Annotated in this window: 18 protein-coding genes and 1 pseudogene; 13 read left to right on the forward strand and 6 right to left on the reverse strand. The window is 68.8% G+C overall.

Translation table 11 applies throughout. From position 1 onward, the window contains the following. Positions 1-18 precede the first annotated feature (18 nt). From recR to ACWD04_RS18770, 6 genes are all read left to right on the forward strand, one after another. The gene (recR, locus tag ACWD04_RS18745) at positions 19-618 is read left to right on the forward strand and encodes a recombination mediator RecR (RefSeq protein WP_383574365.1); all 600 of its coding nucleotides are present in this window, start codon (positions 19-21) and stop codon (positions 616-618) included. A gap of 83 nt (positions 619-701) precedes the next feature. Next, positions 702-1,361 (forward strand): DUF5063 domain-containing protein, encoded by a 660-nt coding sequence (locus ACWD04_RS18750; protein WP_451133227.1) that lies wholly within the window; start codon positions 702-704, stop codon positions 1,359-1,361. A gap of 239 nt (positions 1,362-1,600) precedes the next feature. After that, on the forward strand, positions 1,601-2,872 hold the full coding sequence (locus tag ACWD04_RS18755; protein ID WP_451133229.1) for an aspartate kinase: 1,272 nt from the start codon (positions 1,601-1,603) through the stop codon (positions 2,870-2,872). Beyond that, on the forward strand, positions 2,869-3,933 hold the full coding sequence (locus ACWD04_RS18760; protein ID WP_451133231.1) for an aspartate-semialdehyde dehydrogenase: 1,065 nt from the start codon (positions 2,869-2,871) through the stop codon (positions 3,931-3,933). Before ACWD04_RS18755 ends, ACWD04_RS18760 begins: the two co-directional genes overlap by 4 nt. A 359-nt stretch (positions 3,934-4,292) precedes the next feature. Beyond that, a complete protein-coding gene (locus ACWD04_RS18765; RefSeq protein ID WP_451133512.1) occupies positions 4,293-4,868 on the forward strand; it encodes a SigE family RNA polymerase sigma factor in 576 nt (191 codons plus the stop codon). Then, the gene (locus tag ACWD04_RS18770; RefSeq protein ID WP_451133233.1) at positions 4,865-6,283 is read left to right on the forward strand and encodes a hypothetical protein; all 1,419 of its coding nucleotides are present in this window, start codon (positions 4,865-4,867) and stop codon (positions 6,281-6,283) included. The genes ACWD04_RS18765 and ACWD04_RS18770 overlap by 4 nt, the downstream gene beginning before the upstream one ends. 117 nt (positions 6,284-6,400) lie before the next feature. On the opposite strand, the gene ACWD04_RS18775 is transcribed toward ACWD04_RS18770, so the two are convergent. Together ACWD04_RS18775 and ACWD04_RS18780 are read right to left on the reverse strand one after the other, a co-directional pair. Further along, complete coding sequence (locus ACWD04_RS18775; RefSeq protein WP_451133235.1) at positions 6,401-7,183, reverse strand: SURF1 family protein; 783 nt, start codon at positions 7,181-7,183, stop codon at positions 6,401-6,403. Positions 7,184-7,245: 62 nt separating this feature from the next. Then, entirely contained in the window at positions 7,246-9,114 is a 1,869-nt protein-coding gene (locus ACWD04_RS18780) for a S9 family peptidase (RefSeq protein ID WP_451133237.1), read from the reverse strand. A 90-nt stretch (positions 9,115-9,204) separates the two neighbouring features. Here ACWD04_RS18780 and ACWD04_RS18785 point away from each other — a divergent pair, with 90 nt between their 5' ends. Then, positions 9,205-10,041: a class I SAM-dependent methyltransferase gene (locus ACWD04_RS18785; RefSeq protein WP_451133239.1), complete on the forward strand. Its 837-nt coding sequence runs from the start codon at positions 9,205-9,207 to the stop codon at positions 10,039-10,041. A 43-nt stretch (positions 10,042-10,084) separates the two neighbouring features. On the opposite strand, the gene ACWD04_RS18790 is transcribed toward ACWD04_RS18785, so the two are convergent. Together ACWD04_RS18790 and htpG are read right to left on the reverse strand one after the other, a co-directional pair. Continuing rightward, a complete protein-coding gene (locus ACWD04_RS18790; RefSeq protein WP_451133241.1) occupies positions 10,085-10,879 on the reverse strand; it encodes an SGNH/GDSL hydrolase family protein in 795 nt (264 codons plus the stop codon). A gap of 358 nt (positions 10,880-11,237) precedes the next feature. After that, positions 11,238-13,151, reverse strand: coding sequence for a molecular chaperone HtpG (gene htpG, locus ACWD04_RS18795; protein ID WP_451133243.1), 1,914 nt, complete (start codon positions 13,149-13,151; stop codon positions 11,238-11,240). A 182-nt stretch (positions 13,152-13,333) separates the two neighbouring features. Between htpG and ACWD04_RS18800 the strand changes: the two genes are divergently transcribed. Beyond that, positions 13,334-14,581, forward strand: a complete 1,248-nt coding sequence (locus tag ACWD04_RS18800; RefSeq protein WP_451133245.1) for a damage-control phosphatase ARMT1 family protein — start codon at positions 13,334-13,336, stop codon at positions 14,579-14,581. On the opposite strand, the gene ACWD04_RS18805 is transcribed toward ACWD04_RS18800, so the two are convergent. Further along, a complete protein-coding gene (locus ACWD04_RS18805; protein ID WP_451133247.1) occupies positions 14,556-15,209 on the reverse strand; it encodes a TetR/AcrR family transcriptional regulator in 654 nt (217 codons plus the stop codon). The two genes, ACWD04_RS18800 and ACWD04_RS18805, sit on opposite strands and share 26 nt — an antisense overlap. A 117-nt stretch (positions 15,210-15,326) precedes the next feature. Between ACWD04_RS18805 and ACWD04_RS18810 the strand changes: the two genes are divergently transcribed. From ACWD04_RS18810 to ACWD04_RS18820, 3 genes and pseudogenes are all read left to right on the forward strand, one after another. Further along, positions 15,327-15,884 carry an NAD(P)H-dependent oxidoreductase gene (locus ACWD04_RS18810; RefSeq protein WP_451133249.1) on the forward strand — a complete coding sequence of 186 codons (558 nt, stop codon included), beginning with the start codon at positions 15,327-15,329 and terminating at the stop codon, positions 15,882-15,884. A 348-nt stretch (positions 15,885-16,232) separates the two neighbouring features. Beyond that, positions 16,233-16,361 (forward strand): annotated as a pseudogene (locus tag ACWD04_RS18815) (4-oxalomesaconate tautomerase); the annotation flags it as partial. Between the two features lie 135 nt (positions 16,362-16,496). Then, positions 16,497-16,856 carry a hypothetical protein gene (locus ACWD04_RS18820; RefSeq protein WP_451133251.1) on the forward strand — a complete coding sequence of 120 codons (360 nt, stop codon included), beginning with the start codon at positions 16,497-16,499 and terminating at the stop codon, positions 16,854-16,856. A 435-nt stretch (positions 16,857-17,291) separates the two neighbouring features. Here ACWD04_RS18820 and ACWD04_RS18825 read toward each other — a convergent pair whose 3' ends face one another. Beyond that, positions 17,292-17,630, reverse strand: a complete 339-nt coding sequence (locus tag ACWD04_RS18825) for a MerR family transcriptional regulator (RefSeq protein WP_451133253.1) — start codon at positions 17,628-17,630, stop codon at positions 17,292-17,294. A gap of 1,206 nt (positions 17,631-18,836) precedes the next feature. Between ACWD04_RS18825 and ACWD04_RS18830 the strand changes: the two genes are divergently transcribed. Together ACWD04_RS18830 and ACWD04_RS18835 are read left to right on the forward strand one after the other, a co-directional pair. Beyond that, positions 18,837-19,049: a hypothetical protein gene (locus ACWD04_RS18830; RefSeq protein ID WP_451133255.1), complete on the forward strand. Its 213-nt coding sequence runs from the start codon at positions 18,837-18,839 to the stop codon at positions 19,047-19,049. 53 nt (positions 19,050-19,102) lie between these two features. After that, a complete protein-coding gene (locus tag ACWD04_RS18835) occupies positions 19,103-20,548 on the forward strand; it encodes an N-6 DNA methylase (RefSeq protein WP_451133257.1) in 1,446 nt (481 codons plus the stop codon). Positions 20,549-20,578: the final 30 nt, after the last annotated feature.

Genomic DNA, 20,578 nt, shown 5'->3' on the forward strand with positions numbered 1-20,578 from the left:
AGAAAGAAAGGCGTTCCGTTGTACGAAGGCGTGGTTCAGGAGCTGATCGACGAGCTGGGCAGGCTGCCGGGCGTCGGTCCCAAGAGCGCGCAGCGGATCGCCTTCCACGTCCTGCAGGCCGAGCCCACCGACGTACGCCGTCTCGCCCACGCCCTTCTCGAGGTCAAGGACAAGGTCCGCTTCTGCGAGATCTGCGGCAACGTCGCACAGCAGGAGCAGTGCGGGATCTGCCGGGACGCGCGCCGTGACCGGACGGTCATCTGCGTGGTCGAGGAGCCCAAGGATGTCGTGGCGGTCGAGCGGACCCGTGAATTCCGGGGCCGCTACCACGTGCTCGGCGGCGCGATCAGCCCGATCGAGGGCGTCGGCCCCGACGATCTGCGCATCAGGGAACTGCTGGCCCGGCTCGCGGACGGCTCCATCACGGAGCTGATCCTGGCGACGGACCCCAATCTGGAGGGCGAGGCCACCGCGACGTACCTCGCCCGGATGGTCAAGCCGATGGGCCTGCGGGTCACGCGGCTGGCCAGTGGACTGCCCGTGGGCGGCGACCTGGAGTACGCGGACGAGGTCACCCTCGGCCGTGCCTTCGAGGGAAGGCGGCTGCTCGATGTGTGACCCGGCATCTGACTGCGGCTTTATGCGCGGCGGCGCTATGTTCTACCCACCGTTCGCGACCGTGCCCACGGGAGGTCCCCTCGATGTCTGACGCCACGCTGAACTCCGTCACGCAGGATCCGGACGACTTCGCCGTCCAGATCGCGGACCAGATCAAGACCTTCATCGTCGCGGTCACCGAGGTGTCCAAGGCCGAGGAGCCCGAGGAAGCCGTCCCGGTCCTGCTCCTCCAGGTCTCCCAGCTCCTGCTGGCCGGCGGGAGACTCGGTGCGTACGAGGACATCCTCCCGGACGAGCGCTACGAGCCGGACCTGGGCGCCGAGCCGGACGCCGACGGGCTGCGTGAGCGCTTCGCGGAGCTCCTGGAGCCCATCGACATCTACTCCGAGGTCTTCGACCCGTACGAGCCGCGCAAGGCCCCCGTGCCCCACCGCATCTCCGACGACCTGGCCGACCTGGTCACGGACCTCGGCCACGGCCTCGCGCACTACGAGGCGGACCGCACGGCGGAGGCCATGTGGTGGTGGCAGTTCTCGTACTTCTCCAACTGGGGCTCCACCGCGTCGGCGGCCCTGCGTGCGCTCCAGTCGCTGATCGCACACATCCGGCTGAACCAGCCGCTCCAGGAGCTCGACGGCCTGGACACGGACCAGGATCCGGGTGACGGGGACCTGGCCGAGGAGGCGGGGCGTGTGATGGCCGAGGAGATCGCGGGACCGCTGGGTCTGCGGCCGGTCCTGTAGCAGCGGCTCGGGGGCTTCTGCGACCTCTGTGGCCTTCTGTGACCTCTGCGCCTGCTGTGTCCTGGGACACAAAGAGGCGTGCGGGACGAGGGAGCGGGCAGCAGCACGGTACGAGCAGTTCGGAGCGTCAGGCCGTACCAGGTGGTGGGCGGGACATCTCACCATCCGGTATCGATGGGTCGATTCCGGACTGCTCGTTAAACTGAGTCGACCGCACCATTATTGAGCGAGGAGCGCACGTGGGCCTTGTCGTGCAGAAGTACGGAGGCTCCTCCGTAGCCGATGCCGAAGGCATCAAGCGTGTTGCCAAGCGAGTCGTCGACGCCAAGAAGAACGGCAACCAGGTGGTTGTCGTGGTGTCCGCGATGGGCGACACGACGGACGAGTTGATCGATCTCGCCGAGCAGGTATCCCCGATGCCTGCCGGGCGTGAGTTCGACATGCTGCTGACCGCCGGGGAGCGGATCTCCATGGCCCTGCTGGCGATGGCGATCAAAAACCTGGGCCACGAGGCCCAGTCGTTCACGGGCAGCCAGGCCGGTGTCATCACCGACTCGGTCCACAACAAAGCGCGCATCATCGATGTCACGCCCGGCCGTATCCGGACCTCGATCGACGAGGGCAACATCGCCATCGTCGCCGGGTTCCAGGGTGTGAGCCAGGAGGGCAAGAACATCACGACCCTCGGTCGCGGCGGCTCCGACACGACCGCCGTCGCGCTGGCCGCCGCGCTGGACGCGGAGGTCTGTGAGATCTATACCGATGTGGACGGTGTCTTCACCGCCGACCCCCGGGTCGTGAAGAAAGCCCAGAAGATCGACTGGATCTCCTTCGAGGACATGCTGGAGCTGGCGGCGTCCGGCTCCAAGGTGCTGCTGCACCGATGCGTCGAGTACGCACGTCGTTACAACATTCCGATCCACGTCCGCTCGTCCTTCTCCGGACTGCGCGGCACCTGGGTCAGCAACGAGCCGCAAGGGGACCAGCAGGTGGAGCACGCCATCATCTCCGGAGTCGCCCACGACGTCTCCGAGGCCAAGGTCACGGTCGTCGGCGTACCCGACAAGCCGGGCGAGGCCGCCGCGATCTTCCGCGCCGTCGCGGACGCCGAGATCAACATGGACATGGTGGTGCAGAACGTCTCCGCCGCCTCGACCGGTCTCACGGACATCACGTTCACCCTGCCCAAGGCGGAGGGCCGCAAGGCCATCGACGCCCTGGAGCGCAACCGCGCAGGCATAGGCTTCGAGTCGCTGCGCTACGACGACCAGATCGCGAAGATCTCCCTGGTCGGCGCCGGCATGAAGACCAACCCCGGGGTCACCGCCGGCTTCTTCGAGGCGCTGTCGAACGTCGGAGTGAACATCGAGCTGATCTCGACGTCCGAGATCCGCATCTCGGTGGTCACCCGTGTCGACGACGTCAACGAGGCCGTGCGTGCCGTGCACACCGCCTTCGGTCTCGACAGCGACTCCGACGAGGCCGTCGTCTACGGGGGCACCGGCCGATGACGGGACGCCGCCCTTCGCTCGCGGTCGTCGGCGCGACCGGGGCGATCGGCGGTGTCATGCTCCAGATCCTCTCGCAGCACGAGGATGTCTGGGGCGAGGTCAGACTGATCGCCTCTCCGCGTGCGGCCGGCACCAAGCTGGTCGTACGCGGTGAGGAGAGCGAGGTCCTCGCGCTTTCCGAGGACGTGTTCGACGGGGTGGACGTCGCCCTGTTCCTGGTACCGGACGAGGTCTCCGCACAGTGGGGGCCGGTCGCCGCCGCCAGGGGCGCCGTGGTCGTGGACGACTCGGCGGCCTTCCGGCTGGACGACGACGTTCCCCTGGTCGTCCCCGAGATCAACCCCTACGCCGCGCGGCTGAGGCCTCGCGGCATCGTCGCGTCTCCTCACTGCACGACGCTGACGCTGATCGTCGCGGTCGGCGCGCTGCACGCCGAGTTCGGGCTGCTTGAGCTGATCGTCTCGTCCTACCAGGCGGCGAGCGGCGCGGGCCGGGACGGCGTCGCCGTGCTCCGCGAACAGCTCGCCCTGGTGGCGGGCACGGAGCTGGGTACCCGCCCCGGCGACGTACGGCGGGCACTGGGCGACGGGGACAAGAGCCCGTTCGCCGCCCCGGTGGCACTGAACGTGGTGCCATGGGCCGGGACCGACGCCGGGGGCGGCTGGTCGTCCGAGGAGCTGGCGATCCGCGAGGAGTGCCGGAAGGTCCTGGGCCTGCCGGACCTGAAGGTGACGGCGACCTGTGTGTACGTACCAGTCGTGGCGACGCACTCCATGTCCGTGCACGCCCGCTTCGAGAACGAGGTGTCCGTGGCCCGGGCGCACGAGGTCCTGGCGACCGCGCCAGGGGTGGTGCTCTTCGACAGCCCGGCGGCCGGCGACTTCCCCACCCCGTCCGATGTCGTGGGCACCGACCCGGCCTGGGTGGGCCGGGTGCGGCAGTCGATGGACGATCCCCAGGCCATCGAAATGTTCATCTGCGGCGATAATCTCCGAAAAGGCGCGGCTCTCAATGTGGCCCAGATCGCCGAGTCGGTGGCCGGGGAATTTCCTCGTACTTGATCGAACCTGTTTTGTAGGATCTGTGTACGCCCTGTGGGTAAGTTGCTGGTCTCAATCTTTTGAGCTGGGGCGTTGTCATATCCGACGATGATCTCCTGGTACTCCGCAACCGCTACGCGGATGTGACGCGTCTACGTCGTCACTTCTTGCGTGACTGGATGCGTTTTCGGGGCATTTGGGGAAGAGCAGGTACGAATGAGGGCATGTCGCACAGCATCGAACGCGGTGCCGTACGCGTACAACCCTGACGGGGGGAAGCGTGTCCAACTGGCGTGGCAGAGGTTCTCGACATCACAGTGGTGGGCCCGTTGCGTGGCGCTTCGGTGCGTCCGCTCCGGAGGCCCCGCGCACCCGGCGGTATGCCGGTGATAGCGCCCATGCCCGCTGCGCGACCCGCCCAGCTGCCTTCGCAGCGCGAGGGCGCTGAGGAGACGGTGGCGGCAGGAACGACGGTCGACCATCTCACCGAGACCTATCGCGCCCACTACCGCTCGCTGCTGGGCCTCGCGGCACTCCTGCTGGACGACACCGCGTCCTGCGAGGACGTGGTGCAGGAGGCGTTCATCCGGGTGCACTCGGCGCGGAACCGGGTGCGCGATCCGGAGAAGACGCTCGCGTATCTCCGCCAGACCGTGGTCAACCTGTCCCGCTCGGCACTGCGTCGGCGCATCCTCGGCCTGAAGCTCCTCTCGAAGCCGATGCCCGACATGGCGAGCGCGGAGGAGGGCGCATACGACCAGCTGGAGCGGGACGCGCTGATCAAGGCGATGAAAGGGCTGCAGCGCCGCCAGCGCGAGGTTCTGGTGCTGCGCTATTTCTCGGACATGACGGAGGCCCAGGTCGCGGAGACACTGGGGATATCGCTCGGCTCGGTGAAGGCGTACGGCTCCCGAGGCATCGCGGCACTGCGTGTCGTGATGGAGGCGCAGGCATGAGCGGGCGCGAGCACAGGCACGACGATGACCGGACTGGAAACGGAATTGTGAACCAAGGACCGGAGGACATCCCGAACACCGATGCGGAGCGGGACGGTGAACGGAAGCACGACGCTGAAACCGACGCAGCCGACGGCGCGGAAGCCGCCTCAGGACCCGCCGCCTCAGGTGCGGACTCGGGCAGTGACGACTCTGCCGGTGACGACTCTGCCGGTGACGACGCGGACGGTGACGACGCGGCCGGTGACGACGCGGCCGGTCATGACGCGGCCGGTCATGACGCCGGATCCGACGGTGGCGGCACGCTGACCGAGCTCTTCGGCGGCGAAGGCGGCGGAGACGGTGTCTGCGGAGGCTCCGGCGGTCTCGACGGCTCAGGCGGCGGGGGCATGGACGAGGACGCGCTGCGCCGCATGCTGCACGGCGCCGTCCAGGGTCTTGAGCCCTCCGACGGCACCCTCGGTCATCTGTACCGCGCGGTGCCCGCCCGGCGCGCCCGGCGGCGGCAGGGTGTGGTGGGTGCAGCGGCTGCGGCGCTGCTGATCGGGACCGCGGTACCCGCTTTCGTCCATGTGGCGAATTCGGATGGATCGGCCACCGCCAACCCAGCCATCGCCGGCCACGGCCAGCAGGCCCAGGGAGGCAGCGGCGAGGACGCGGGCGCCGAATCCGACGCCGGAAAGACGGCAGGCCCGGCGGACCGGCAGACCGAGGGTGTCGAGGGCGAGACCGGCAACCCCACGGCCCCGACACGGGGGTCGGACCCGGATACTGAGAAGAGCGGGACCGCGGACCCGGGCGCCCCGCCGGGACTCCCCGCGGCCGCCAGCGCGGTCTGCGAGCCCGACCAGCTCGGGGTCGCCTCCGCCGATGCGGGCGCGGCCGACGCAGACGGCACGGTGTACGGGACCTTCAGGATCGCCAACACGTCCGGCGACGCCTGCTCGGTCACCAGTAACGGCACGGTCGACTTCCAGGCGGTGGGCGCTGCCGACCCGCTGAAGATCACTGTGGTGCAGCACACCGCGGGCGACCCCGCGGCCGGGCTGCCCGATCCGTCGCTGGAGCCGGGGACCGTGCTCCTGAAGCCGACGATGACGTATGAGGTGCGCTTCGCCTGGGTGCCGTCGGACACCTGTCCGACCGTAGGCAGTTCGCCCAGCCCTACGCCTACGGACGGCGACGGGGGCGGGGGCGGCGGTGCCGGCGGTGCAGGCGGCCCCGGCGAGGGCACAGATACTGCCGTGGGGACGACGGACACCGAGGCGCACTCCGGCAGTGCGGAAGAGGGCCCGGCGGACGGCAGCATCGCGGTCACGCATACCCCGGAGGCGGGGGCGCCGACCGCGGAGACCACGATCGCCAACGCGTGCGCCGGCACGATCTACCGCACGGGCGTACTGGACGCCTCGTAGCCGGGTCACGGGTGCGTAGCCTGGCCCCCGTCACGGGTAAGGGCCCTCCTGAACTCCCGAATTCCGGAGGGCCCCTGCACGTATGCGCATCCGTTCCGGTCGCGGGGCACCGCTCCGTCAGTCGGCGTCGGCCGCCAGCCCCAGCTGCACGTCGCGCGCGGCCTCCGCCTCGCGGCGCACCAGCCGGAACCACATGAAGAGCACGAAGCCGCCGAAGACGAACCACTCGCCGGTGTAGCCGAGGTTCTGAAAGGCCTTCAGGTCGAGACCGCTGCCCTGCGCCGCGGCCGCGGGAACAGGCTTCATCCCGCTGCTGCCCGTGCCACCCGCATGCGGCTCGGCCAGGGTCACCCAGGCGTCGTACACGTCGTACGGGACGAGGTTCACGAGGGACGCGGCGCTGATCATGCCGAGCTGGCCCTCGGGAAGCCCGCCGCTGAGGTCGACGCCGGTGGTGCCGCTGTTCTCGGAGGCCTGCAGATCGCCGGTCACGGTGACCTCGCCGACAGGCGCAGAGGGAATCTCGGTGCTTCCCGGGGTACCCGCCAGCCAGCCCCGCACGACCGGCAGTGCCTTGCCGCTGTCGGTGCGCAGCAGATCCAGCACGTAGAAGCCGTGGCGGTCGTCCAGCTTGCGGCCGGGGACCAGGAACTGGTCGGCGTACGTCCCCGTCGCCACGGCGGGGCGGCCGGAGGTCTCCGTGCTCACGGGGAGCAGCTCGTCGAGCGGCTTCGGGGAGCGGGTACCCGGATCGGGGCGCTCCTCGGCCTCCTCGTGCGTCCGCACGCGGTCCTCGAAACGGCCGAGCTGCCACGTGCCCATGAACACGCAGAACGGGATGGCCAGCACGACGAAGAGGTTGATCCCCCACCACCGCGGGGTCAGCAGGAACCGGTACACCCCTCTACGGTACGGTTCCCCGCTCCGGGCCCCCGGGGCGGGGTGCACCATTTATCCGGACCTTATGCCGTCGGCCGGTCTTCCACCCGCCCTTCCTCCTGGCCCTCGGCCTGTGCACGTCCGAGGTGGCGCAGCGTGAAGTCCAGCTCCAGCCGTACCTGCTTGATCCGCTCCTCCACGACGAGCGAGCCGTGCCCCGCGTCATAGCGGTACACCTCGTGGACCGCTCCACGGGCCGCGAGGCGGTCCACGTAGTTCTCCACCTGACGGATCGGGCAGCGCGGATCGTTGACGCCGGCGGAGATGTAAACCGGCGCGCGCACGGCGTTCACATAGGTCAGCGGGGACGAGGCCTCGAAGCGCTCGGGCACCTCCTCCGGTGTCCCGCCCAGCAGTGTGCGGTCCATCGCCTTCAGCGCTTCCATCTCGTCGTGATAGGCGGTCACGTAGTCGGCGACCGGAACAGCTGCCAGCCCGAGGGCCCAGACATCCGGCTGCGTACCGAGCCCGAGCAGGGTCAGATAGCCGCCCCACGAACCGCCGGCCAGCACCAGCCGCTCGGGGTCCGCGACCCCTGACTTCACCGCCCACTCCCGGACGGCCGCGATGTCCTCGAGCTCGATCAGCCCGACCCGGTGCTTGAGTGCGTCCGTCCAGGCGCGGCCGTAGCCCGTGGATCCGCGGTAGTTGACCCGCACGACGGCGAAACCGTGGTCCACCCATGCGGCGGGTCCCGATGAGAAGGCGTCGCTGTCGTGCCAGGTGGGCCCACCGTGTATCTCGAAGACCGTGGGGAACGGGCCGTCACCGGTGGCCGGAGTCTGCACAAGGGCGTGGATACGCCCGCCGGGGCCGTCGACCCAGGCGTCCCGCACCGGCACCGAGGCCGGAGCCTTCGCACCAGGCGGGTCGAGCACGACGGAGCCCGTCGTGGACCGCACGGCCGGCGGCTGGGCGGCAGACGACCACAGATACTCCACAGCGCCGTCCGGACGGGCCGTGGCGCCCGAGACCGTCCCGGAAGGGGTCTCGACCCGCACCGGCCCCGCGGCGCCCGGCTCGTACCGCCACAGCTCGCTGCGGGCCTCGAAGCTGTGCTCGATCAGCAGAGCGGACCCGTCCGGATACCACTCCGCGCCCACGTCGCCGGGCAGATCGACCGGCAGATCCGTCTGCGTCCCCGCCACCGGGTCCCAGATCATCGGCTCCCACCGCCCGCGCCGCTGATGCCCGACCAGCAGCCGGGTGTCACCGGCCACCGGCGCGAAGCCCAGCACCGACAGGCCCAGCTCCTTCGTGCCGCCCTCGGTGTCGTCCAGCTCGGCGACCGTCGATCCGTCGGGGTGCACCACGCGCAGAGCGGAGTGCATCGCGTCGCCGTGCTCCGTGTGTTCCAGGGCGATCAACGTCCCGTCGTGGGAGAGGTCACCGACCCCGGCGGACTCCCGGTGCCGGTAGATCTCGACCGGCTCGGCTCCGGCGCGCACCAGGTGGACGGTCGTGCCGTCCTCGTCCGTCGAGCGGCCGACCACCGCCGAGCCGTCACGGCCGATCGCGAGCCCGGCCGGGTAGGAGGCTTCCAGTCCGGGCGTGGCCGGCTCGTCCGCACCGCCGTCGAAGGGCTGCCGCATCCACACCCCGAACTCGTCGCCGTCGGTGTCGGCGAACCACCAGACGGCCCGGCCGTCCGGCGTCAGCACCCCGTCGGTCGTGCCGTTGGGCCGGTCCGTGACCTGGCGCTGCTTCCCGGTCCTCCGGTCCCACGCGTACAGCTCGTACGTGCCGGTGGCGTTGGAGACGAAGAGTGCGCGGTCGGGAGCGTCCTCGGCCCAGTCGGGCAGGGACACCCGCGCGGCGCGGAAGCGCTGCTCCCACTGCGGCGGCTCCTGCTCCCGCTCCGGTACGGACGCGTCGTTCTGTGTGTCGCTCATGACCCCATCAAACCCGATGCGGCCCTACCCCCGGGTGGCCTGTGGATAACTGTTCGCACGCACCCCCGGCCTGTGGGTAACTTTCCCGGCATGTACTCACCGATGCCCGAGGACTGGCACGAGGCCAACCGCGCACGCTGGGACGAACGCGTGGCCATCCACGCGGCCGGCGACTTCTACGACCTGGATGCCTTCAGGGCGGGCAAGGACGCACTGCGCGGCTTCGAGCTCGCGGAGGTCGGTGACGTGACGGGCCGGACGCTGCTGCATCTGCAGTGCCACATCGGCCTCGACACCCTGTCCTGGGCCCGCCACGGTGCCGCCCAGGTCGTGGGCCTCGACTTCTCCGAGCCCGCCGTCGAGGCCGCCCGAGGCCTGGCCCGTTCGCTGGGCCTGCCGCCGGAGCGGGCCGTCTTCGTCGCATCCGATGTGTACGACGCCGTCCAGGCCGTGCCGGACTCCGCGTACGACATCGTCTACACCGGACTGGGTGCGCTGAACTGGCTGCCGGACGTGCCCCGTTGGGCGGAAGTCGTGGCTTCGCTGGTCGCGCCCGGCGGTTTCCTCTACCTGGCGGAGTTCCATCCCCTGACCGACTGTCTGGACGACGAGACCGGCTCGACGATCGCGTACGACTACTTCAGCCCCGATCCCTGGGTGGACGAGTCGCCAGGCACGTACGCCGACGTCGACGCCGCCACCGTGCACAACCGCAGCGTCGAGTGGCAGCACCCCGTGGGCGAGGTCGTTTCGGCACTGGCGGCTGCCGGGCTGCGGATCGAGTTCCTGCACGAACACGATGCCTCGCTCTTCGCCCGTTACCCGGCGCTGGTGCGGCATGCGGACGGCTACTACCGCTTCCCGGCCGATCGCCCGCGCATTCCGATGATGTACTCGATCAAGGCGACGCGGCCGATCGGCGGCTGACGGCAAGCGGCCCCGCCCGCCGGGCGGGGCCGCTCCACGCGCGTTACGCCACGGAGTCGAAGGCCGGCAGATAGCCGTTGGACTGGCCGATGGCCTTGGGATGGTACGAGTTGGCGACCGGGACGGTCACGCTGTGGATCCACGCGGCACCCGAGCAGAGCTCGTGCCCCGTGAACTCGTCCACCACGCTGGAATACGTGAACCCCGCGTCGGCAGCCCGCTTGGCGAGTACCCCGTTCAGCACGTCCGACGCGTTGTTGATCACTCCGCGTTCGGTCTCCGTGAGGCCGGCGACGCAGGTGCCCGACAGCTTGTAGAAGCGCGGGTACCCCAGCACCACCACCTGGGCCTGCGGAGCACGTGTACGGATGCCCCTGTAGAGGGAGTCGAGACCGCCCGGCAGTGAGTTCTGCATCTGGGAGACGGCTGTGTTCACGCGGTTCACGCAGTTGGCCTCGCTCTGCAGGACGCATGTCTGCATGACGTCCGCGAACCCGACGTCGTTGCCGCCGGCTGTGACGCTCACGAGCGTGGTCGACGAGCTCAGTGCGCCCAGCTGGCCGCTGGAGACGGAGGCCGTCGTCGCACCCGAGCAGGCGACGAACGCGAACGACGACGGCGCGTTCGCGTTCCTCCAGAGGTAGGGGTAGGCGTTGGTGCTGCGCTTGCAGTCGCCGCTCTCCGAGGTGTAGTTACCGGCGCCCACTCCGGAGGAGTAGGAGTCACCGAGAGCGACGTAGCTCTCGCCGGCTGCGGACGCCGGTTGCGCGAAGCCGAGGGTGACCACGGCGGCGAGCGCGAGAGCGGAGAGGGATGCCCGGAAGGTTCGTACTGACATGGCTGCCAGCCCTTCGAAACGTGGGGGACGAGTGGGGAGTTCGTGGGGCGAGCACGTTTCTAGCAGCTCTCGGTACTCGGCGGTAATGGCTCGAGGGAAAGTCGTCTGATATGCCCGAAGGATCGTTCGGTAGGCGACGCTCCGCGCGTAGATAAACCTCTGACGGCCCCTGGAAAAGGTGAAGTTACGGAGTCCCCGACACCTCTCGCGACTCCTCTGAGTCACCTCGGTGGCGCCATCTGTTCGAAACGGCAGCCTCTTCCCGTCGTCGTCTTGCCGTCACAACTGCCCGCGCACCGCTCACGGCTGCGGCCGCCAGGAAACCTGGCGGCCGCAGTGCGAGGGGCGGGGCGAAGCGTTACAGCGTGCGCTCCAGGCGGTCCGCCATCAGCCTGCTGAAGCGCGAGGGGTCGCTCAGCTCGCCACCGTCCGAGAGGAGCGCCAGCCCATGGACGAGCTCGGCCGTCTCGCTCAGTTCGGTGCCGGCTCCCTCCTCGCCGCTCTGCTCGGCGTGCGCCTTCTTCAGCCCGCTGATCAGCGCGTGCGAGGGGTTGAGTTCGAGGATTCGCTTGATCTGCGGCACCTCCTGGCCCATCGCGCGGTACATGTTCTCCAGAGCCGGAGTGACATCGTGCGTGTCCGAGACGATGCAGGCCGGCGAGACGGTGAGCCGCGAGGAGAGGCGCACCTCCTTCACGGTGTCGCCGAGCTGCTCCGTCATCCAGGTCAGCAGACCGGCGTAGTCCTGCTGCTGCTTCTCACGCTCGGCCTCGACCTCCTTCTTCTCCTCGTCGGTGTCCAGGTCGACCTCGCCCTTGGAGATGGACTGGAGCGGTTTGCCGTCGAACTCGGGAACGGACTGGACCCAGACCTCGTCGACCGGGTCGGTCAGCAGGAGAACCTCGAAGCCCTTGGCGCGGAAGGCCTCCATGTGGGGCGAGCTCTCCATGGCCGCACGCGACTCGCCCGTCATGTAGTAGATCTGCTCCTGGCCTTCCTTCATCCGCTCCACGTACGAGCGCAGGGTGGTCAGCTCCTGCTCGTCCTGGGTGGAGGAGAAGGAGGAGATCTCCAGGATCGCGTCGCGGTTCTCGAAGTCCTGGAACAGGCCCTCCTTGAGGACCCGGCCGAATTCCTTCCAGAACGTCCCGTACTTTTCGGGGGTGCCGGCCCTCATGTCCTTCACCGTCGACAGCACCTTCTTGACCAGACGGCGCCGCATCATCTCGATCTGGCGGTCCTGCTGAAGGATCTCGCGCGACACGTTGAGCGAAAGGTCCTGTGCGTCGACCACGCCCTTCACGAAGCGGAGATACGTCGGCATCAGCGCTTCGCAGTCATCCATGATGAATACGCGCTTCACATAGAGCTGCACTCCACGCTTGTGGTCCTGCATGAACAGGTCCTGCGGCGCGTGGGACGGCAGGAAGAGCAGAGCCTGGTATTCAAAGGTTCCCTCCGCCTGCATGCGGATGGTCTCGAGAGGCTCGGTCCAGTCGTGGCTGATGTGCTTGTACAGCTCGCTGTACTCCTCATCGGTCACGGAGTCCTTCGACCTGGCCCACAGGGCCTTCATCGAGTTGACCGTCTCGACCTCGGGCTCGGCGCCCTCCTCGCCCCCGGCGGCCGCCATGCGGATGGGCCAGGTGATGAAGTCCGAGTAGCGCTTGACGATTTCCCGGATCTTCCAGGGCGACGTGTAGTCGAAGAGCTTGTCCTCGGTGTCCTCGGGCTTGAGCCGCAGCGTGACCGAGGTGCCCTGCGGGGCGTCGTCGACGGACTCGACGGTGTAGGTGCCCTCGCCGCTGGACTGCCAGCGCGTGCCGGTGTCCTCGCCCGCGCGCCGGGTCAGCAGGGTGACCTCGTCGGCGACCATGAAGCTCGAATAGAACCCGACGCCGAACTGCCCGATGAGATCCTCGGATGCGGTGACGTCCTTGGCTTCCTTCAGTTCCTGGAGGAATTTCGCAGTACCGGAATTGGCAATGGTCCCGATCAGCTGCACGACCTCGTCGTGCGACATTCCGACGCCGTTGTCGCGCACGGTCAGTGTGCGGGTGTCCTGATCGGCCTCGATGGCGATATGGAGGTCGGACGAGTCTGCCTGGAGCGTGTCGTCCCGGAGAGTTTCCAGTCGCAGCTTGTCCAGCGCATCCGAAGAATTGGAAATGAGCTCACGCAGGAATACATCCTTGTTCGAATAAATCGAATGGATCATCATCTGCAGGAGTTGGCGCGCTTCTACCTGAAACTCGAACGTCTCGGCCGGCATGGGTGCGGGTTCCCTTTCCTGGGTTAGTAGTCTGAACCGCTGCATATCGTAACCAGGCGCCGGGCCACCCATGTGCCGGTTCGGACAAGGCCGTTGCCGGCTCCATGCCCGCCGCGGGCGGCGGCACGCGCACCCGCACCCGCACCAGGACGCACGGCTCGCCCACCGGGCAGACTGGACGCATGGGCGATACGCGAGCGACTTCCCAGGCCGTGGAGGGCCTCGGCCTCCCCCCTGTGATCACGTGCCGGGAGCCGGGCAGTTTCGCCCGGGGCGTCATGGCCGAGCGCCATCCGGCGCTGGTCGAAGAGGTGCGTGCAGCCTTCCCCTACGGTCCCCGCCAGCACCGCGCCCTGGACGCTCTGCTGCACGAGATCGTGCACGGCGTCGTCGAACCGCCCGGTCCGGGGAGCGCGGACCGGGAGCTCTGGTCGGCGTGGGGGCGGGAGCACTTCGGGCGCTCGTGGTTCGACGCGCCGTTCCTCTGGGGTGAGAGCTACTTCTACCGCAGGCTCCTGGAGGCCGTCGGCTACTTCGGCGAGGGCCCGTGGCGGGGCATCGACCCCTTCGCCCCCTTCAAGCGTGCCGAACTCCGCGGCGGCACGGTCGAGGAGGAGCTCCGCTCCCTGGACGACCTGGCCGCAGCCCCCGCAGCCGATCGGGCGACTGCGCTTCTTCAGGCCTCGCTCTGGGGCAACCGCGCCGATCTCGGTTTCCGTGGCCCGACGGGCGAATCCGCTCCCGGCGAGCCCGTCCCCGGCCTGGTCGCCGACGACAGTGCGGCGCTGTGGTCGCTCCTGCCGTCCGGGTCCCCGGCCACCGTCGCCGTCATCGCGGACAACACCGGACGCGAGCTGATCCCCGACCTCGTCCTCATCGATCACCTGCTCGAGCACGGCCACGCCGGGCGGGTGGTGCTCCATGTGAAGCCGGGCCCGTACTACGTCTCCGACGCGATGACGGCCGACGTCGTCGACTGCGTGCGCCGGCTGCGGCGGGCCCCCGGTGAGGCGGGCACGATCGGCGGACGGGTCCGGGAAGCCATGGGCACCGGCCGGATCGAGGTGCGTACGCACCCGTTCTTCTGCGCCCCGTTCCCGTACGAGCGGATGCCCGAGGACCTCCGGGCGGAGCTCGGAACCGCCGCGCTGACCATCCTGAAGGGCGACCTCAACTACCGGCGCCTGGTGGGTGACCGGCTGTGGCCGGCGACCACACCGTTCGCTCGCCTCACGGCGTACTTCCCCGGGGCCGTCGCGGCGCTCCGTACGCTGAAGTCCGATGTCGTCGTGGGCCTGGACCCGTGGACCCTGGAAGGTCTGGAACGGTCCGGCCGGGCATGGCGTACCAGCGGCACGCACGCCCTGATCCAGGTGCGAGCACAGCAGGGCGGTGGGGCCACGCTCAGCGCGGCACCCCGTACCGAGTGAGGAGTTCGTGCCAGCCCTGTTCCAACTGGTCGATGCTCCGGCCGCGTTCGCACGTCAGGTGATGGACGAGGGAGGTGTCGATCGACCCGAGCAGGGTGTACGCGAGCAGATCGGGCTCGCCCGCCGCCCCCGCCTGGCGCAGCAGGAGGGTGACATGGCTGAGCCTCAGCCGCTGCGCGGGGACGGTGAAGGTCCGCAGCGGGTCCGTGCGCGAGGCCAGGATCAGCTCATGGTGATCGCGTTCATGGCGCATCAGGGCGGGACCGAACGCGTGCAGCCGCTCGGCCGCCGGAGCGTCGGGGCCCAGGGGAGGCGGCCCGGAGAGGAAGGCGGCCTGCAACAGCGCCTCGCGGTGGTCGAGGAGCGCGATGAGCAGACCTGTGCGGTCCTTGAAGCGCCGGAAGACGGTGCCCTTGCCGACCCCGGCGGCGGTGGCCACCGATTCCATGGTGAGGTTCGCCGGCCCGCAGCAGGTCAGCAGGCGGGAGGCGGCGTCCAGCAGGAGCGCTCGATTGCGCGCCGCGTCCGCCCGCAGCAGCTCCGGTTCGCCGGCGGCGGCAAGCGTGAGATTCGTGCGCGCCTCGCCGGGGTCGGGCGGCCTGGGCAGCGGGGGGAGGGGAGCGGTCATGGCTTCAGGGTAGCCCTGGGCAGTCGTAAGTGGACCACGGTCCGTTTAGGTGGTACAACTTTAAACGGACCGTGGTCCGCTTACTTCTGCAGTCTCCGTCTCCCGGGAGCTTCCCTCATGTCTGTACGCATCCTCGCCCTCGTCGGCAGTCTCCGCGCCGGTTCCCACAACCGTCAGCTCGCCGAGGCCGCCGTCAAGCACGCGCCCGAGGGCGTCGAGGTGGAGCTCTACGAGGGCCTCGTGGACGTCCCCTTCTACAACGAGGACATCGACGTCGAGGGCGGCGTTCCCGCTGCCGCCGCACAGCTGCGCGAAGCGGCCGGCCGGGCCGACGCGTTCCTGCTGTTCTCGCCCGAGTACAACGGCACCATGCCGGCCGTCCTGAAGAACGCCATCGACTGGCTGTCCCGCCCGTACGGTGCCGGCGCCCTGACCGCCAAGCCGGTCGCCGTGGTCGGCACCGCCTTCGGCCAGTTCGGTGGCGCATGGGCCCAGGACGAGGCCCGCAAGGCGGCAGGACTCGCGGGTGGAGCAGTCCTCGCGGATGCCAAGCTCTCCATCCCCGGCTCCGTGACCCGCTTCGCCGAGCTCCACCCCGCGGACGACGCCGAGGTCGTCGCCTCGCTGACCGAGGTGCTCCGCCAGGTCGCGCAGGGCACCGTGGCGGCCGCCTGATCCACCCGTGCGGCGGCGTGCCCAGGTGCCGCGCAGCCGTCCTCGTACCGCCGAGTCGGTTGTCATGGCTGAACTCTCTGCGCTGGTGGGTTCGAAGCCCTGTGCAGCAGGGGAAGGCCAAGGAGGCCGAGGCGCGTTCGGCCTTCCTGGAGGCCCGACGCGGGCGGGACCCCTCGGACTGCGCGAGAAGCTCGAAGCCCTGGGTGTGCGGTACACCTCGTACGAGGACCACACGCGGGAGGCAGGGGCGTGACCGGCGAACCGGCGGAGGCCCGCTGCATCCTGATGCGGGGCAGCACGTCGAAGGGCGACGACCGCGACCTTGGTCGTCGGCCGGGAAGTAGGCGCGACCTGGCCACGGCTACCTTCCCCACCCCCGGCGGGCGCGTCGACCACACCTGGGTGGCGCAGATCTCCGGGGTGCCCGGAACCGCCGCGCCGGTGGTGATCGAATGCGCGCGGGGAACCAGCCCCCTGCGCGACGACGCAGGGCGGGTCCCGAGCTCAGCAGCTGCCCTGCGTCGCTCCGCTCAGCCGGGGCCGCTCGCTGCCGGCTGCCCGAGGACGGCTGCATCAAGCCGACCGGACGGGTGATGATTAGAATCGTCTCTCATGTCGAAGCCTGACGAACTGCTCGTTGACGTCGCCACCCTGGTCGAGTCCGGGCACAGCAATCAGATGTCCCTGACCGTGGTCGCCGGTGGCGCTGTCATCACGGGACGGCTGGCTCCTGAAGCAGCCTGGAGGCAGCGGGTGTCGGAGGTCCTTGCGGACTCCGCCCGGCTGAGCGATTTCTCGGCCGTTTTCACCGCCGCGACACGCGAGAACGAGCCGCCCACGTATCTGCACTTCCATGTGGCGCGGATTCTGCAGGGCACGGTGGGGATTCCGGAGACGGGCGGGATGTATCGCGTGGCGATCAGCGACGTCAGTGCCTGGACCATGGGCGACTTCAGCTACTCCGATCACTGACCCCATGCGGCGCGCAGAAGTGTAGCGGCGCGGGAAAGTGCGAGAGCGGACCGACGAACGCGGAAGCAGATCTGTCGCGGCGGATCCGGTGCGGACGCAGGCGATGAAAACAGGCCTGGAATGTCCGTAGCAGGGCCCGCACCCCGAGGGATGCGGGCCCGTGCTACGAGGTACGCGTCAGCATCAGACGGGAGCGATAGCGTTTCAGGCGGGGCGGGCGCTGAACGGTTCGGAGGAGGGCCGCGCAGCGCTGCCGCGCGGCCCGGATCGCGTTGTGCCCCGGGTCCTTCGGCTTCGTCTGAAGGCAGACGCCCCCCTCTTCGTGCGAACGGGGTGGACAGCAGGGCCTGCGCCGGGCAGCCGTACGCCCCGAGCGCGGACGAAAGGTTCAGGTGGAGTTGATGCCGGTGCGGTATCCGGAGGGCACGCACCACCTCAGCCGGCGGGTGACGCGTTCCCCGCGGCGGCGTCACGGCGGTAGTCGGCGTTGATCCGCTGGGCCTCCTCGAGCTGGTCCTCGAGGATGATGATGCGGCAGGCGGCCTCGATAGGTGTGCCCTGGTCGACGAGTTCCCGGGCGCGCGCGGCGATGCGCAGCTGGTAGCGGGAGTAGCGGCGGTGGCCGCCCTGCGAGCGGAGTGGGGTGATCAGGCGGGCCTCGCCTATGGCACGCAGGAAGCCCTGGGTGGTCCCGAGCATGTCCGCGGCCCGGCCCATGGTGTAGGCGGGGTAGTCGTCGTCATCGAGACGGCCGAACGAGTCGTCTGCTGTCATTGCACCTCTCTGTGGAACGCGTGGAGGGGCCCTGGCGCCAATGGCACCAGGGCCCCGAAGGAAACGCTTCACCATCTGCCGGCCCTGCTATCGCGCCGGCCTTCTGTTTCCGCTGACCCGACCAAGCTGCGGTCGGGGATGCGGGGATCGCGGTTGCTTGACCGGAGACCACCTCACTATCGATGTCCTGCGGTACCCGGGCTCTAGGCTTCCGCCCGGGCGATCCTGATGGTGCCTGGCTCCTCCGTTCTTCCCTCTGGACAATCACTTACCTAGCGGGGTACTGCGTACTGCTGGTGATGCGAACCAACCGGTGGTGCCTGTGACAGCGCCACTCTTCGGCAGCCAGCCCCGTCGCCCGTCCTGCGTCTGCTCTGGCTTGGAACCCCACTGCCGAACTTCCTGGTGCGCGCGTCCGTAGCCGACGCCTTCACCGAGGTGCTGCTACTACGTGAACTGCGGTACTGCTCATGGCGGCCCCTGATCACTGCGGGCCTCCCGGTCCGGTCGTCAGTCCCGTCGCCGTCCTGCAACAACCCTGGCTTCGAAACTCCACCACCGCACCGTCCTGCGCACTGCAACTGCGGTACTGCTGCCCGGCAGTTCATCTCTGCCGGGCCTTGCTCGATCTCGGCTACAAGAGAAACCATAGCCACGCCGCCGCGCAATGTCTACCTCGACCGCCATAGATTTTCCGGAATCAGGCAGGGAGATAGTCGACCCCGACCACTGAACAGGTGCGCGGCGCTCCCAGGCCGGCCAGGGAGGCCCGCACCGACAAGGCGTCGTTACGCCGGCGGCGCACCGCAGGCCGCCGGACCCCACCTCATATGTGAGGGGAGCGGCGGGACGCCCGTGCCGGTCAGGCGCCGACAGGTTCGCATCCGTGTGAGGCCGTGGGCGGAGCAGTCGAGCCCCATCCGGCCGGGCGACCCCGGCCAAGGTCTGCTCCCGGATTTCTCCCGAACGACCCGCCCCCTCCCTCGCCTCGCGCGGACCTCTGGCATCTGCCGGGGTTCATCGGATATGGCGTAATACCCAAATGGCGTGCTCTAGTCGAACCAGCCTGTCTTCTGGGCGCGCGCCTAGAGAAAACCCAAACCGTGTGCTTCGTGCGTGGAGTGGTGCTGGGTCGCTACGGTTCCTGTCAGTCGGCTAAGCGAAGTCGGCCCCAACAGGCGGTCAACCGCGTCTGTTGGTCCTGTGATGGGCATCGAGAACGGGGATTCTGGCATGGGGTACAAGTTGCTGCTCATGACACTTGTGGCGCAATCTGCGGTGATCACCGCACTGCTGGGTGGGATTGTGTCGAAGATCGGCGGCGCGGCCATGGCGGGCGCGATTCGTGCGGGGGCGGCAACTTTCGCAGCCACGCTGACTCTTGGTCTGATGGCCATGTCCACGATTGGACTGATGTAGTCGTGGGCGAACGCCAGGGCGAGAGCGGAGTACGGCCGAGGGGAGGAGCGGGCATGGGAGCAGAGGGCGGGGCGCGGCTCGAAGTACGGCGCCTGACGCGTGGTCTGGCCGATCGCCTGAACGCGCAGGACGCGTGCAGGACCGTTATTGGTCTGATCTACCTACGCAACCGGGCGAGGGAGCAGTCCAAGGACATCTGGGGCGGGGGCGGCGGACCCTCCTGGCCCTGGCTTGTCGCGCAGACGCGCAAGCCTCAACCTCTGGGCCCCTACGTGCAGGAGTGTCTGTCCGTATGGCTGCCGGCGGGGCTCGGTGCGGATGGGGTGGACATGCGCCGGGACTTCGTGCCGTCTCTCCCGGCTACGGTCGACAGCGACCTGAGGAAGTTGATCGGGGCCGTCGACCGCGTGGAACGAGTAGGCGACCTGCTCGAACAGTGCCTGGAGGATCTGTCGGCGGCTCAGGCCAAGGGCGGTCACTACTTCACTCCCAACGACATCGCGCGTCTGCTGGTTGCGGCGGTAGCTCCGCACGACGGGCAAAGGGTCCTTGATCCGGTGTGCGGGTCCGCCGGGTTGCTGGTCGAAGTCGAACGGCAGGTGCGCGAGCAGACGGGACTGCGTACGAACGTGGCGTTGACGGGCCGCGACCTGCACGCGAGCACGCTCCAGATTGCGCGGTTGAACCTCGCTGCGCGGGGCATCCAGGCGGATCTGGGGCTGCCCGTCGACAGCCTCGCGCTACCCGCCGAAGCTCAGTACGACATCGTGCTGGCCAATCCACCGTTCAACATAAATCCTTGGCTGCCCCGTGACCCGATCCGGAACGATCCGCGCTGGCCGGAGGAGGCGCCGCCGCCGCGAGACAACGCCAACTTCGCGTGGATTCTGCACTTCGTGCATGCTCTTGCCCCACAGGGCAGGGCCGCATTTCTGATGGCTGACGGTGCGGCTACCGGGTTGCGGCCTGCCGAGCGGAGGATTCGTGAGCTGCTCGTACGCAGAGATCTCGTCGAGAGCGTTGTGACGCTACCGCCCGGAATCTTTCCCCACACACGCAACTCCAGTTGTCTGTGGCTGCTAAATCGTGACAAGAGCCCGCACAGGGGCTGGGGGAGCGAAGACCGGCGGGGCCAGTTCTTGTTCATCGATGCCCGAAAGGCCAAGGAACTGGTACCGGGCAGCCGCCAGTGGCGACTAGCTCCTGAGAGCGTGAGGAAGATCCTCGACACCTTGGCCGCGTGGCGAGGCCCGTCGCTGCCGGAAGGCACGACGCGGCCTGGTTACCAGGACGAGCCGGGCTGGTGTGTCTCCAGGTCGGTCAAGGAGGTCGCTGCACGGGACCATGATCTGCTGCCTCCTCTGTACACCTCCGAGCTGGACAACGGTGATCCGACGGGGCTGTACCGCGTAGAGGCACTCAGAGAGGGGCTGTACGAGAAGTTCGGCCGGGCCCACGCGCTGGAGCTTGACCTCCGACGTGTTCTGGATGAGCTGTGAAACCTGACTCCGTGACCCGGGCCGGCAGGT

The sequence above is a fragment of the Streptomyces sp. NPDC002911 genome (genome assembly GCF_053591835.1).

What these genes read in the sequence shown, in the direction of transcription:
- ACWD04_RS18810 (WP_451133249.1), top strand. Translation starts at nt 15,327, where the DNA reads ATGTCTGTACGCATCCTCGCCCTCGTCGGCAGTCTCCGCGCCGGTTCC.
- ACWD04_RS18765 (WP_451133512.1), top strand. Translation starts at nt 4,293, where the DNA reads ATGCCGGTGATAGCGCCCATGCCCGCTGCGCGACCCGCCCAGCTGCCT.
- ACWD04_RS18830 (WP_451133255.1), top strand. Translation starts at nt 18,837, where the DNA reads ATGGGCATCGAGAACGGGGATTCTGGCATGGGGTACAAGTTGCTGCTC.
- ACWD04_RS18760 (WP_451133231.1), top strand. Translation starts at nt 2,869, where the DNA reads ATGACGGGACGCCGCCCTTCGCTCGCGGTCGTCGGCGCGACCGGGGCG.
- ACWD04_RS18750 (WP_451133227.1), top strand. Translation starts at nt 702, where the DNA reads ATGTCTGACGCCACGCTGAACTCCGTCACGCAGGATCCGGACGACTTC.
- ACWD04_RS18780 (WP_451133237.1), bottom strand. Translation starts at nt 9,114, where the DNA reads ATGAGCGACACACAGAACGACGCGTCCGTACCGGAGCGGGAGCAGGAG.
- ACWD04_RS18800 (WP_451133245.1), top strand. Translation starts at nt 13,334, where the DNA reads ATGGGCGATACGCGAGCGACTTCCCAGGCCGTGGAGGGCCTCGGCCTC.
- ACWD04_RS18790 (WP_451133241.1), bottom strand. Translation starts at nt 10,879, where the DNA reads ATGTCAGTACGAACCTTCCGGGCATCCCTCTCCGCTCTCGCGCTCGCC.
- ACWD04_RS18785 (WP_451133239.1), top strand. Translation starts at nt 9,205, where the DNA reads ATGTACTCACCGATGCCCGAGGACTGGCACGAGGCCAACCGCGCACGC.
- ACWD04_RS18820 (WP_451133251.1), top strand. Translation starts at nt 16,497, where the DNA reads ATGTCGAAGCCTGACGAACTGCTCGTTGACGTCGCCACCCTGGTCGAG.
- ACWD04_RS18835 (WP_451133257.1), top strand. Translation starts at nt 19,103, where the DNA reads ATGGGAGCAGAGGGCGGGGCGCGGCTCGAAGTACGGCGCCTGACGCGT.
- ACWD04_RS18805 (WP_451133247.1), bottom strand. Translation starts at nt 15,209, where the DNA reads ATGACCGCTCCCCTCCCCCCGCTGCCCAGGCCGCCCGACCCCGGCGAG.
- ACWD04_RS18825 (WP_451133253.1), bottom strand. Translation starts at nt 17,630, where the DNA reads ATGACAGCAGACGACTCGTTCGGCCGTCTCGATGACGACGACTACCCC.
- ACWD04_RS18770 (WP_451133233.1), top strand. Translation starts at nt 4,865, where the DNA reads ATGAGCGGGCGCGAGCACAGGCACGACGATGACCGGACTGGAAACGGA.
- htpG (WP_451133243.1), bottom strand. Translation starts at nt 13,151, where the DNA reads ATGCCGGCCGAGACGTTCGAGTTTCAGGTAGAAGCGCGCCAACTCCTG.